This is a genomic window from Janthinobacterium sp. PLB04, assembly GCF_021165895.1.
GTDB lineage: Bacteria > Pseudomonadota > Gammaproteobacteria > Burkholderiales > Burkholderiaceae_D > Janthinobacterium > Janthinobacterium lividum.
In genome coordinates this window covers 3145350-3157559 of record NZ_CP088968.1, presented here as the reverse complement: position 1 = coordinate 3157559, position 12210 = coordinate 3145350, and the positions used below count along the sequence as shown (strand labels likewise).

The window sequence follows — 12210 nt, the reverse complement described above, 5'->3', positions numbered from 1 at the left end:
GGGGGCGCGCTCACAAAAGGTGCTCGGACGTCACCATGTGCACGCCCGGCGCGGCGGCAATCGCCGCTTCCAGCAAGGCGCTGGCGATGCGCGGCGCGGGATTGATGCGCCAGCGGCGCGGCAGCACGGGAGCCAGCACGCGCAGGATGCGCAAGGCGGCGCCCTCGCCCGCCCGCGCCTCATCGCGTTCGCCGCCGATCAGGCCCGGCCGCACGTGCGTGAGCGATCTGAAACCCAGCGCTTCCAGGTCGCGTTCCAGCTCGCCCTTGACGCGGTTATAGAAGAAACGCGAGGCCGCGTCGGCGCCGGCGGCGGAATTGAGCGCATACGTGGGCGTGCCGGCCGCCAGCGCCAGCCGCGCCGCGGCCAGCGGATAGCCATGGTCGACCCGCCGGAAGGCCTGCCGCGTGCCCGCCACCTTCATGGTCGTGCCAAGTGTGCAGATGACGGCATCGGCCTGCCACCAGGGCGCATCCGCCGGCAAGCGGTCGAAATCGACAAGGGGCGCGTCCAGCTTGGGATGCGCCGGCAAGGCTTTGCGCACGGGCGCGACGATGGCCGTGACGCGTGCGTCACTCAGCGCCAGGCGCAGCACTTCGCGGCCCACCAGGCCCGTGGCGCCTATCAGTATCAGTTTCATTGCTTCTCCCCGCATGCTGGACGCCACACGATACAGCATCGGGCGCCCAGCCAGTGCATCAGGCCCCCGCGTGCGTGTGATAGATCTTGCTGACGATGGTCCACTCGCCCTGCACCTTGAGCAAATTGAAAAAGTCGGTAAAGCGGAAACCCGAGATATCGTCCGTATCGACGCGCGCGCTGGCCGCCGTACCCACGATGTCGACGCGCACGATGGCCGCCTTTGCCTGCGGCGATGGACGGAAGGCGCTGTCGATGATCTCGAACAGGCCTTCGATGGGCCCGCCCGTCAGTTTATCGCCGCCATCGACGCCGAAAATGGTGGCCTGGCTGCTGAAAGCCGGGCGCATGATGCTGCTGTCGGCCTGCGCGCCGCCCGCATTGTATTGATTCAGCACGGCGACAATCGCCTGGTAATCCTGCACATACGTAGGGTTGTTCATGTTGCGCTCCTTGGGTGGGTGAAGAGAAATCAGAACTGGCTGGCGGGCCAGTCGGTATAGCCGTTGGCGCCACCGCCGTAATACGCCTCGCGCGGCGCCACGGCCAGCGCCACGCCATGGCGCAGCCGCGCCACCAGATCCGGGTTGGCGATGAAGGGACGGCCAAACGCCACCGCATCGACCTTGCCTTGCGCGCGGCGCGCCTGCGCTAGCGGCAAGTCATAGTGGTTGTTGCCGATGTACGGGCCGTTGAACAGCGCCCGCAGCGCATCGAGGTCGACGCCAACGGGCACATCGCGCGAGGTGGCCGTGGCGCCCTCGACGAAGTGCAGGTACGCCAGTCCATGCCGGTTCAACTGTTCGATCAGGTAGCCATAGGTGGCCATCACGTCGCTGTCGATCGGCGTGTTGCCCGCGTCGGGCGTGACGGGAGACAGGCGGATGCCGACCCGCGCCGCGCCCCACACTTTCACCACGGCGTGCGTTACCTCCAAGGTGAGCCGCGCGCGGTTTTCGATGCTGCCGCCATAAGCGTCCGTGCGCCGGTTGGTCGAGTCGCGCAAGAACTGGTCGAGCAGGTAGCTATTGGCCGAATGCACTTCGACGCCATCGAAACCGGCGCGCAGCGCGCATGCGGCCGCATGCGCATACTGCGCGACGACGCCGGCGATTTCCCCCGTTGCCAGCGCGCGCGGCATGGACACGGGCTGCATGCCGCTGGCGGTGTAGGTGCTGCCCTCGGCGCGGATGGCGGATGGCGCGACGGGCGCGGCGCCATCGGGCTGCAGGCTGGCATGCGAAAACCGTCCCACATGCCACAGCTGGCAAACGATCTTGCCGCCGGCCGCATGCACGGCATCGGTGACCAGCTTCCAGCCGGCCACCTGCTCGTCCGTCCATATCCCCGGGGTCAGGGCATAGCCGCGGCCCTGGGCCGAAATATTCGTCGCTTCGCTGATGATCAGGCCGGCGCTGGCGCGCTGGGCGTAATACTCGGCGTGCAAGGCGTTCGGCACGCCATCGTCGCCCATGCGGCTGCGCGTGAGCGGCGCCATGACGATGCGGTTGGCCAATGCCAGCGCGCCCAGATCGACCGGGGAAAATAAATCGCTTTCATGCTGTTCGGTCATCGTATTGCTTTCATGTTAAGTCAGAAAAAACCGGAAATAACTGACCGGTCGTCTAGTTAATGGTCAAAAAAACGGCTACGACAGCAGCCGTTGCGTGGTCGCCATGGCAGCGTCGAACGGTCCGCCGCTCCTGGCCACCTTGACCATCAGGGACGCGCCCAGCCATAACTGGTAAAGGGATTCGGCCAGCACGCGCGCCGGCATTGCCACCGCCAAGGAACCGTCGAGATGGCCCGCTTCCACGCACTGCGTCAGGCGGTCCAGGATGGCGCCCGTGCCGTGCTGCAGCACGGCGCCCATGTCCACGGACAAGTCGCACACTTCAGCGCCCAGCTTGACCACCAGGCACTTGCCTTCCGGCGCGCTGCTGGCCTGCGTCGCGCGCCAGTTGTCAAAATAGGCCAGCAAACGCTCGCGGGCATTGCCAGGCCCCGCCAGCAAGGCGTCGACCGTCTGCAAATAGGTGGTGAAATAGTCATCGAGCAAAGCTTGGCCAAACTCTTCCTTCGACTTGAAGTAATAGTAGAAGGAACCTTTCGGCACGCCGGCCGCCGCCACCAGTTCGGCCAGGCCCACGGCCGTATAGCCCTTCTCGGCCATCAAAGCCTTGGCGATGTCGATCAGGTGCTGGCGCATGTCGGCGGAAGATTTTTTGCTCATGCAGCCAGTATAGCAAAAAATCTGACCGGTCGTCTAGTAAACTATCTTCCCCTCTGACATCACCCCAGGCGCAGCGCCAGCGCGGCCAGGGTCACCAGCAGCACGGGCACGGTCAGCACGATGCCGACGCAGAAATAGTATCCCCAGGAAATGTGGATGTTCTTGCTGTCGAGCACATGCAACCACAGCAAGGTGGCCAGGCTGCCGATGGGCGTGATCTTCGGACCCAGGTCGCTGCCGATGACGTTCGCGTAGATCATCGCCTCGCGCACGGCCCCCTGCGCCGTCGTCGGGTCGATGGCCAGCGCGCCGACGAGCACCGTCGGCAGATTGTTCATCACGGACGACAGCAAGGCCGTCAGCACGCCCGTGCCCATGGCCGCGCCCCACACGCCATACTGCGCAAAGTGGTTCAGCATGTCCGTCAGGTAAGCCGTCAAACCCGCATTGCGCAAGCCGTACACGACCAGGTACATGCCCAGCGAAAAGACGACGATGTGCCACGGCGCATGGCGCAGCACGTGGCGCGTGGAAATCACGTGGCCCTTGCCGGCCACGCCCAGCAACAGCGCGGCGCCCATGGCGGCGATCAAGCTGATGGGCACGCCCAGGTATTCTTGCGAGAAGAATCCCACCAGCAGCAGCGCCAGCACCAGCCAGCCGGCGCGGAAGGTGCCCAGGTCGCGGATGGCGGCGTCCGGGCGCTTCAGCTGCGCCACTGCATAGTCGCGGGGAATATCCCGGTGAAAAAAGAGCAGCAAGGCCCCCAGGGTGGCGGCCACGGCGACGACGTTGACGGGCACCATCACGGACGCATATTCGGCAAAGCCGATCTTGAAGAAATCGGCCGAGACGATGTTCACCAGATTCGACACCACCAGCGGCAGGCTGGCCGTGTCGGCGATGAAGCCGGCCGCCATCACGTAGGCCAGCGTGGCCTTGGCGGAAAACTTCAGCGCCCGCAGCATGGCGATGACGATGGGCGTCAGGATCAGCGCGGCGCCGTCATTGGCGAACACGGCGGAAACGAGCGCGCCCAGCAAGACCAGCAGCACGAACAGTTTTCGTCCGCTGCCCCCGCCCCAGCGCGCCACGTGCAGCGCCGCCCATTCGAAGAAGCCGGCCGCGTCCAGCAGCAGGCTGATGATGATCACGGCAATGAAGGTGCCGGTGGCGTTCCACACGATATGCCAGACGACGGGGATGTCGCCCCAGTGGATCACGCCGGCCAGCAAGGCGACACAGGCGCCGATGACGGCGCTCCAGCCGATGCCCAGGCCGCGCGGCTGCCAGATGACGAGGGTTAATGTAGCAAGAAAGATCAGGAAAGCGGTCAGCATGCGGTGAGGTCCCGTTCGATGCGGCGTCGCGGGCACCGTGCGCCGCAGCCTGCGTATGTCAACAATATTTCCATAATACTGGAATTATTGAATCAAAGCAAAGCTGCGGCGCATTTTCTTACTTGAGCGCGATGGCGATATCCACCAGTCCCACCGTGCCGTTGCCGATGACGGACGCCGCCGGCGTGGCCGCGCCGCCGCTCAGCACCGCCGCGCCCGTTGCCAGGTCGATGCGGTACAGGGAGCTCGGGCCCGTGGCGGCAGTGCGCAAGGCCGCCAAGGCCAGGCCGTTGGCGCCGCCCGCGATATCGAAGCCGACGTCGCCCGCCGCCGCCACGCCCAGCAGCCCAACGTTGACGAGGGTACCGTCATTCGGCGGATTTTGCAGGGCGAGACTGGCGCTGGCTGTGTCGATATCGAACAGCATGGTGGCCGTCGTGCCGGCAAAGCTGTTGGTGTAGGCCGCCGCCGTCACGGCCGGCGTCGCGCCCGCGCGGTTGACGGCGCCATCGGTGGTGGTGGCGCCCGTATCGACATTGATGCGCAAGCTTTGCCCCGTGTTGCCGATCACGCGCAGGCGGTCGGCGACGGGGTTGAAATCGACGCCAAAGGCCGTGCCCGCAATGGCCGTGTAGGGCGCGGTGGCGTCCGCCGCATCGGCGGCCAGCGTCGCCTTGACCGTGGCCGCGCCAGTGGCCGGATCGATGGTGACGATGCGCCCCGCCGAGGAAATCCCGTACAGCAGGCCATCCTTGGGACGGATGTCAAAACCCAGCAGGCGTTCGCCCGCAGCCAGGCCCGTGACGGCCACATTGGCGTCCAGGGTGTTCGGCGTGGCCGTCTTGAAGGTCACGATGCGGGCGTCGTCCGTCAAGCCATACGCGATGGGCGCGGCCGGCGCGTTCAAGGCGATGCCGCGCAATTCTTCCGTCACGCCGATGGCCGCCACCAGGGCCGCCGGGGCGGTGGTCGCGGCCAGGTTCAGGGTGTACAGGTTGCGCACGCCGGCCACCGTCATGACGGCGTAGCCCGTATTCGTGCGCGCATCGATGTCGAAACCGGCCACGCCGGTCGCCGCCACGCCCAGCGGCACGGCACTGGCCAGGGTGCCGTTGTTGGGCGGATTTTGCGTGTACAGGGTGGCGTTGGCAGCGTCGATGACAAATAAAGTGGTGCTGGCCGTGCCGGCGAAGCTGTTGGTATAGGCGGCGGCCGTGATGGCGGTGCTGGCCACGCCGCCGTTGATGCTGCCATCCGTCGTGGTCGCGCCCGTATCGACATTGATGCGCAGGCTTTGCCCCGTGTTGCTGACGATGCGCAAGCGGTCGGCGGCGGGGTTGAAATCGACGCCGAATTCCGTGCCGGCCAGCGCCGTGTACGGCGCCGTGGTGTCGCCCGCATCGGCCGCCAGGGTGGCTTTCACGGTGGCGGCGCCCGTCACGCCATTCAGGGTGTAGATGCGCCCCGTGCTGCCGACGCCATACAGCTGGCCATCGGCGGGACGGACATCGATGCCCAGCAGGTTTTCGCCGGCCTGCAAGCCCGTCACGGTGGCCGTAGTGCGGATGGTGGCTGGCGTGGCGCGGTCGAACGACAGCAGTTTATTGCTGGCGGTGAGCACGAAGACATCGCCGGCCACCACCACGGGCGGCGGTGGCGTGACGACGACATCATCATGGTCATCGCCGCCGCAAGCGGCGAGCGACATGGCGACGGCGGAAACAAGCAGCAGCTTGGCAAATGGCAAGGTCGGTAATATCGGCATGATCGTGGCCCCTGAAAGAGTGGAAGTGCCGCTCGTGCCGCCGTTGCGGTGAGCGCACCCCTGTACTACGCGCCGTGCCGGCGTTTGGATGCAGTGGCACAAAAAAAGTTATTTCGGCTCGATTTTTGGTTGTGTTTAGGCAACTTTTTCGGTGTATAGTCTTGGGCAGGAAAATCAACAACATGGAGCGGACCGTGGCAATCGTGTATCAGACAACAAGGTTGGAGGAAGCGCAGCTGAGCGTGGCACTGGTGGAACGCAGCCAGGCTGACCTGCTGGTGCGCCGCGTGGACAGCATCGGCCAGGCGCAAGGCGACGCCCTGTGGTACATCACCCATGACCGCCAGAGCGCCACCGTCATCGTGCGCTTCACGTCACCGAATACGGCGCAGGTAAAAGTCTGTCTTGTTGACGACGATGGCGAGGAGGGTTGGCAAGGGCGACGCCCGCGCAATATCCACCTGTAGCGCATGAAGGCCCGTGTACACTGACTTGAAGGAAGCATCGCCATGGATTTGATCTTGCTGGAACCCGGCAACCCGGAACTCGTGTTCGGCAAGATGCCGGATGGTGGCAGCGCCGGCATCGACGCCATCTGGCGCGATGGCGGCGCCCTGCAGGACCTGGGCCCGTGCATCGAGCTGGTCTCGCTGCACCAGGGCATGAAACAGCAGGTGACGACGGACGTCAGCAATTCGGCGCGCACGTCCGGGCGGCCCGTGATCACGGAATTTACCTGCGTCAAATATGTCGACCAAACGTCCATCAAGCTGTATGAACTGTGCCTGCGCGCCGAGCCACTGGGCAGGAGTGCGGCCCAGCCGACCAGGCTGTACATCGCCCGTTATTCGAGCGGCAAGACGGCCAACATCATCACCATTGCCCTGCGCGACGCCCTGATCAGCGAAATCCAGCTGCAAACCCATCCCGACGACATGCCCACCGAGCAGTTCAAGCTGAGCTTTACGGAAATACTCTGGAGCCACAGCGTGCAACAGGCGGATGGCCAGCCCGGTACCCAGTACACGACAGGCTGGAGCCTGGCGCGCAACCGCCCTATTGGGGCGTTTACAGCGTAACAGACGGGATAAACGCATGAACGACGCTGCAAATTCGCCTGACATCGCCGGCATCAGGAACGCCGGCCTGGTGCTGCTCCACCCGTTCCTGCCGGCAATGTTCCAGCGGCTGGACTTGCTCGCCACTGGCGGCGATGGCAGGCCGCAGCTGCGCGGCGAACACGGCGCGCACGCCGTTCATTTGCTGCAATACCTGGTCGATGGCAGGAGCGATGCACCGGAGCAGCAATTGCTACTGAACAAGCTGCTGTGCGGCCTGGAACCGGACTTCCCTGCTCCACCCGTCGACCTCGGAGAAGAAGAACGTGCCCTGTGCGAACAAGTGCTGGCCGCCGTGATGCGCCATTGGCCAGCGGTGGGACAAACCTCGCCCGAGGGATTGCGCCAGGTCTTTCTGCAGCGCGAAGGCCGACTGCAAAAAGGCGACGGGAAATGCACGCTGGCTGTCGCGCGCAATCCCTTCGATGTACTGCTGAGCCGTTTGCCGTGGAACCTGGCTGCCATCCGGCACCCGTGGATGCCGCAACCGCTGTTGATCGACTGGCCCGGCGCGTAGCCAGCCGAGCCCACGCCCGGCCGGCCGCCCCCTCGCAAGGCGGGCTACTCTGCCAGCCCGCCCCCCAGCGCCTTGTACAGGGCCACGGACGACTTGAACTGGTCGCGCCGCACGTCGAGCAGGGTTTGCTGGGCAGCATACGACTGGCGCTGCGCGTCGAGCAATTCCAGGCGGCTGTCCTGGCCCGCGTCGTAGCGCAGCTGCGACAGCCGCTGGCGCTGCTGCGCCGCGACCACCACGCGCTGCTGCGCATCGATCTGCTGCGCATACGTGGCGCTGCCGGCCAGCCCGTCGCGCACGTCGCGGAAGGCCGCCTGGATGGCCTGCTCGTATTGCAGCACGGCCACGTCCTTGCGCAGGCGCGACAGTTGCAATTCCGCGCGCAGCTGGCCGCCCTGGAACAGCGGCTGCGTCACTTGCGGCGCGAACGACCAGCTGCGCGCGCTGCCACGGAACAGGTCGCCGAGCTCAGGGCTGGCAAAGCCCAGCGACGCCGTCAGCGACAGACGGGGGAAGAAGGCGGCGCGGGCCGCGCCGATTTCCGCATTCGCCGCCACCAGCGCGTATTCCGCTTGCAGGATGTCAGGACGGCGCGCCAGCAAGTCCGACGGCAGGCCGGGCGGCAGCTGCGTCAGCACGGGCTGGCCATCGAGCGGCCGGCCCGCCGGCAAGTCCGTTGGCAACGGCGCGCCCAACAGCAGTTCCAGGCTGTTGCGGGCCAAGGCGCTGGCCCGCTCCCGGGCCTGTACATCCGCTTCCGCCGTGGCCGCCTGTCCTTCCGCCTGCGCCACGTCCAGGCCGCTGCCCTGCTGCGCGCCGTGCAGGCGCTGCGTCAGGGTCAAAGCCTGGCGCCAGTCAAGCAGGGTTTGCCGCGCCAGCGCCAGCTGCTCCTCGGCCAGCCGCTGTTCCAGGTACGCATCGGCGACGGCGCCGATCAGGGCCATGTGCGCGGCGCGCTGGCCCTGCTGCGTGGCCAGGTAGCGCGCAAACGCCGCGTCCGACAAGGACCGCAGGCGGCCGAACAGGTCGATCTCGAACGCGCTCATGGCGATGCCGGCAGAAAATTGGCTTTGTACTGCGTGGTTTTGTGTCACCGCGTCGGCGCCGCGCTGGCGCACGCCGCCGGCATTCGCGCCGATGGCCGGATAGCGGCCCGCATCCTGGATCTGGTACTGCGCCCGCACGGCTTCCACGTTAAGGGACGCCACGCGCAAGTCGCGGTTGTTTTCCAGTGCGATGTCGACCAGGCGCTGCAGGCGCGCATCGAGCAGCATCTGGCGCCAGCCCAGGTCGGCCGCAGTGTCGACCATGCCTGGCGCGGCGACCGCGCCATAGCTGGCCGGTATCGGCGCCGCCGGCTTGACCAGCGGCGGCGTCAATGAACACGCCGACAACAGCCCGGCGATCGGTAACAGATGAAACCAACGCATTACAACTCCCCTTCCACCGCCTTGACGGCGATGCGATTACTGCGTTTGTTGAAATAGCTGCCCATCTTGTCGACGGCGCCCAGCACCACGACAAAGAACACGGGCACGAAAAACACGGCCAGCACGGTGGCGGTAATCATGCCGCCGAACACGCCCGTGCCGATCGCATGCTGCGTTTCGGCGCTGGCGCCCGTGGCCAGCATCAGCGGCACGACGCCCAGTGCAAAGGCCAAGGACGTCATCAAGATCGGACGCAAACGCAAGCGGGCCGCTTCCACCGTCGCCTCGACCAGCCCCTTGCCCTGCGCCTGCAGCTGGCGCGCATATTCGACGATCAGGATCGCATTCTTCGCCGACAGGCCGATGATCGTGATCATGCCCACCTTGAAGAACACATCGTTCGGCATGCCGCGCAACATCACGGCCAGCACTGCGCCCAGCAAGCCCAAAGGCACGACCAGCATCACGGAGACGGGAATGCTCCAGCTTTCATACAGGGCCGCCAGCACGAGGAAGACCACCAGCATCGACAGCGCCATCAGCATGGGTGCTTGCGACGCCGATTCCTTCTCTTGCAGCGACTGCCCCGTCCACGCCAGCGCGAAGCCGGGCGGCAGCTGTTTCACCAGGCGCTCCATTTCCAGCATGGCGTCGCCGCTCGATACGCCCGGCGCCGCGCTGCCCGAAATGCGCGCCGCAGGATAACCCTGGTAGCGCACCAGTTGCAGCGGCGACTCGCTCCACACGGGGCGCACCAGTTCGCCCAAGGCCACCATGCCGCCCGCGTTATTGCGGATGCGCAGGGCCAGCACGTCGTTCAACTGCATGCGCGACGGCGCATCGGCCTGGATGATCACCTGCTGCATGCGGCCGGCGTTCGGAAAATCGTTGACATAGGTCGACCCCATGGCTGCCGTCAGCATGTCGGCAATGGCCGTAAACGACACACCCAGCGCTTCCGCCTTGGTGCGGTCGATATCGAGGCGCACGCTGGCGCCCGGCGGCAAGCCGTCCGGATACACGCCCGCCACCTTGCTGCTTTGCGCGGCCAGGCCCAGCAGCTGGTTCTGCGCCGCCTGCAGGGCAGCGATACCCTGGTTGGCGCGGTCTTGCAAGCGCATGGAAAAGCCGGACGAGTTGCCCAGTTCATCAATGGCGGGCGGCATCAGGCTCATGATCACGCCCTCCTTCGCCTGCGACATGGCTTCCTGCGCCAGCGCCACTTCTTCCTGCGCCGTGGCGCCGTTGCGCTGTTTCCAGTCCTTCAGCATGGTGAACGCCAGGCCCGCGTTCGGTCCCGCGCCGGAAAAGCTGAAGCCGAGGATCGACTGATTCACTTCGATGCCGGGCCGCGTGGCCACGTGCTGCTCGTACAGTTTGACGACATCGAGCGTGCGCTCCATGGTGGCGTCGGACGGCAGCTGGATCGAGGTGATGAAATAGCCCTGGTCTTCTTCCGGCAAAAAGGCCGAAGGCAGCTGCATGAAGGCCACGCCCAGCGCCGCGACGATGGCGCCATACACGACCATCGAACGGCCCGCGCGTTTAAGCATCGCCACCACGCCCTTTTCATAGCGGGCCGTCATGCGCTCGAACTGGCGGTCAAACCACAGGAAGAAGCCCTTCTTGTCATGCTCGTGCGGACCGATCGGTTTCAACATGGTGGCGCACAGGGCCGGCGTCAGGGTCAGCGCCAAAAACGCCGAGAACAGGATCGACACGGCCATGGCCAGGGTGAACTGGCGGTAGATGGCGCCCACGGAACCGCTGGCCAGCGCCATCGGGATGAACACGGCCGTCAGCACCAGGGTGATGCCGACGACGGCACCGGTGATTTCGCGCATGGCCTTCGACGTCGCCTCCTTCGGCGACAAGCCTTCGGTCGCCATCAGGCGCTCGACGGCTTCCACCACGACGATGGCATCGTCAACGATGATGCCGATCGCCAGCACCATGCCGAACATGGTCAGCACGTTGACGGAATAGCCGGCCATCAGCATCACCGTGAAGGTGCCCATCAGGGCAATCGGCGCGACGATGGCGGGAATCAGCGTATAGCGTATCTTTTGCAGGAACAGATACATGACGAGGAACACCAGCACCATCGCTTCCAGCAGGGTGACGACGACCTTCTCGATGGAGATCTTCACGAACGGCGCCGTATCGAAGGGCACCGAATACTTGATCCCGGCGGGCATCGTGTGCGCCAGTTCGGCCATGCGCGCGCGCACGGCGCTGGCCGTCTGCACGGCGTTGGCGCCCGGCGACAGCATGATGGCGGCGCCCGAAGCGGCCTGGCCGTTTTCGCGGATGCTGAAATTGAAGCTTTGCGCGCCCAGCGACACTTTCGCCACGTCGCCGATGGTCACTTTCGAGCCATCCGCGTTCGCGCGCAGGACGATGGCGGCAAATTCGGCCGGCGTTTGCAACTGGCCCTGCACCGTCAGCGGAATCGTGACGCGCTGGCCGTGCACGGCGGGCGAATCGCCCAGGCGGCCCGGGGCGATCTGCGCATTTTGCTGCGCGATGGCGGCCGTCAGCTCGCCCATGGCGATGTTGTACGATACCAGCTTGGCCGGATCGACCCAGATGCGCATGGCCCGCTCGGAGCCGAACAGCTGCACCTTGCCCACGCCGGGAATGCGGCGCAGCTCTTCCGTCACGTTGCGCGCCAGGTAGTCGCCCAGCGCCACTTCGTCATGCTGGCCATTCTCGGAAATCAGGCTGACGATCATCAGGAAGCCGGACGACGCCGACTCCACCGTCAAGCCATTTTGCCGCACGGCTTGCGGCAGGCGCGGTTCGATGGCTTTCAGGCGGTTTTGCACGTCCACCTGCGCCATTTCCGGATTCGTGCCCGGCTGGAAGGTGACGGTGATCGAGGCCGAACCCGAGGTATCGGTGGACGACTCGAAATACAGCAGGTGCTTGACGCCCGACAGTTCGCGTTCGATCAGACCCACCACGGAATCGTTCATGGTTTGCGGCGTGGCGCCAGGATAGTTGGCGCTGATGCTGACGCTGGGCGGCGCCACCGAAGGGAAGCGCGCAATCGGCAATTGCGGTATGGCGATCAATCCGAACAGGACGATGAAGACCGCCACCACCCACGCAAAGACGGGGCGGTTGATGAAAAATTGAGGCATGTCGTTAGGCTTTCATTGTATT

At 65.4% G+C, this 12210-nt stretch carries 11 protein-coding genes; 3 read left to right on the top strand and 8 right to left on the bottom strand.

Annotated features, from left to right (window positions below):
- Window positions 1-10: 10 nt before the first annotated feature.
- From LSO07_RS14030 to LSO07_RS14005, 6 genes are all read right to left on the bottom strand, one after another.
- Window positions 11-640: an NAD-dependent dehydratase gene (locus tag LSO07_RS14030; RefSeq protein ID WP_034788142.1), complete on the bottom strand. Its 630-nt coding sequence runs from the start codon at window positions 638-640 to the stop codon at window positions 11-13.
- Window positions 641-698: 58 nt separating this feature from the next.
- Window positions 699-1082 carry a nuclear transport factor 2 family protein gene (locus LSO07_RS14025; RefSeq protein ID WP_034788139.1) on the bottom strand — a complete coding sequence of 128 codons (384 nt, stop codon included), beginning with the start codon at window positions 1080-1082 and terminating at the stop codon, window positions 699-701.
- A 29-nt stretch (window positions 1083-1111) separates the two neighbouring features.
- Window positions 1112-2212 (bottom strand): alkene reductase, encoded by a 1101-nt coding sequence (locus LSO07_RS14020; protein WP_151094814.1) that lies wholly within the window; start codon window positions 2210-2212, stop codon window positions 1112-1114.
- 75 nt (window positions 2213-2287) lie between these two features.
- Window positions 2288-2872, bottom strand: coding sequence for a TetR/AcrR family transcriptional regulator (locus LSO07_RS14015; RefSeq protein WP_208672481.1), 585 nt, complete (start codon window positions 2870-2872; stop codon window positions 2288-2290).
- Window positions 2873-2931: 59 nt separating this feature from the next.
- Window positions 2932-4212, bottom strand: coding sequence for an arsenic transporter (locus LSO07_RS14010; protein ID WP_151094812.1), 1281 nt, complete (start codon window positions 4210-4212; stop codon window positions 2932-2934).
- A 118-nt stretch (window positions 4213-4330) separates the two neighbouring features.
- Window positions 4331-5977, bottom strand: a complete 1647-nt coding sequence (locus LSO07_RS14005) for a DUF4394 domain-containing protein (protein ID WP_151094810.1) — start codon at window positions 5975-5977, stop codon at window positions 4331-4333.
- Window positions 5978-6171: 194 nt separating this feature from the next.
- Between LSO07_RS14005 and LSO07_RS14000 the strand changes: the two genes are divergently transcribed.
- From LSO07_RS14000 to LSO07_RS13990, 3 genes are read left to right on the top strand one after another with little or no spacing between them, the layout of a single operon-like run.
- Window positions 6172-6444 carry a DUF6150 family protein gene (locus LSO07_RS14000; RefSeq protein WP_151094808.1) on the top strand — a complete coding sequence of 91 codons (273 nt, stop codon included), beginning with the start codon at window positions 6172-6174 and terminating at the stop codon, window positions 6442-6444.
- A 42-nt stretch (window positions 6445-6486) separates the two neighbouring features.
- Window positions 6487-7056, top strand: a complete 570-nt coding sequence (locus tag LSO07_RS13995; RefSeq protein WP_151094806.1) for an Hcp family type VI secretion system effector — start codon at window positions 6487-6489, stop codon at window positions 7054-7056.
- Window positions 7057-7072: 16 nt separating this feature from the next.
- Window positions 7073-7612: a contractile injection system tape measure protein gene (locus LSO07_RS13990; RefSeq protein WP_034788123.1), complete on the top strand. Its 540-nt coding sequence runs from the start codon at window positions 7073-7075 to the stop codon at window positions 7610-7612.
- 44 nt (window positions 7613-7656) lie between these two features.
- Here the strand turns inward: LSO07_RS13990 and LSO07_RS13985 are convergent, their stop codons facing one another.
- Window positions 7657-9042 carry an efflux transporter outer membrane subunit gene (locus LSO07_RS13985; RefSeq protein ID WP_151094804.1) on the bottom strand — a complete coding sequence of 462 codons (1386 nt, stop codon included), beginning with the start codon at window positions 9040-9042 and terminating at the stop codon, window positions 7657-7659.
- Window positions 9042-12188: an efflux RND transporter permease subunit gene (locus LSO07_RS13980; protein ID WP_151094802.1), complete on the bottom strand. Its 3147-nt coding sequence runs from the start codon at window positions 12186-12188 to the stop codon at window positions 9042-9044. The genes LSO07_RS13985 and LSO07_RS13980 overlap by 1 nt, the downstream gene beginning before the upstream one ends.
- Window positions 12189-12210: the final 22 nt, after the last annotated feature.

Coding starts and splice junctions, on each gene's coding strand:
- LSO07_RS13995 (WP_151094806.1), top strand. CDS start 6,487: ATGGATTTGATCTTGCTGGAACCCGGCAACCCGGAACTCGTGTTCGGC.
- LSO07_RS14030 (WP_034788142.1), bottom strand. CDS start 640: ATGAAACTGATACTGATAGGCGCCACGGGCCTGGTGGGCCGCGAAGTG.
- LSO07_RS13990 (WP_034788123.1), top strand. CDS start 7,073: ATGAACGACGCTGCAAATTCGCCTGACATCGCCGGCATCAGGAACGCC.
- LSO07_RS14015 (WP_208672481.1), bottom strand. CDS start 2,872: ATGAGCAAAAAATCTTCCGCCGACATGCGCCAGCACCTGATCGACATC.
- LSO07_RS13985 (WP_151094804.1), bottom strand. CDS start 9,042: ATGCGTTGGTTTCATCTGTTACCGATCGCCGGGCTGTTGTCGGCGTGT.
- LSO07_RS14025 (WP_034788139.1), bottom strand. CDS start 1,082: ATGAACAACCCTACGTATGTGCAGGATTACCAGGCGATTGTCGCCGTG.
- LSO07_RS14010 (WP_151094812.1), bottom strand. CDS start 4,212: ATGCTGACCGCTTTCCTGATCTTTCTTGCTACATTAACCCTCGTCATC.
- LSO07_RS14005 (WP_151094810.1), bottom strand. CDS start 5,977: ATGCCGATATTACCGACCTTGCCATTTGCCAAGCTGCTGCTTGTTTCC.
- LSO07_RS13980 (WP_151094802.1), bottom strand. CDS start 12,188: ATGCCTCAATTTTTCATCAACCGCCCCGTCTTTGCGTGGGTGGTGGCG.
- LSO07_RS14020 (WP_151094814.1), bottom strand. CDS start 2,212: ATGACCGAACAGCATGAAAGCGATTTATTTTCCCCGGTCGATCTGGGC.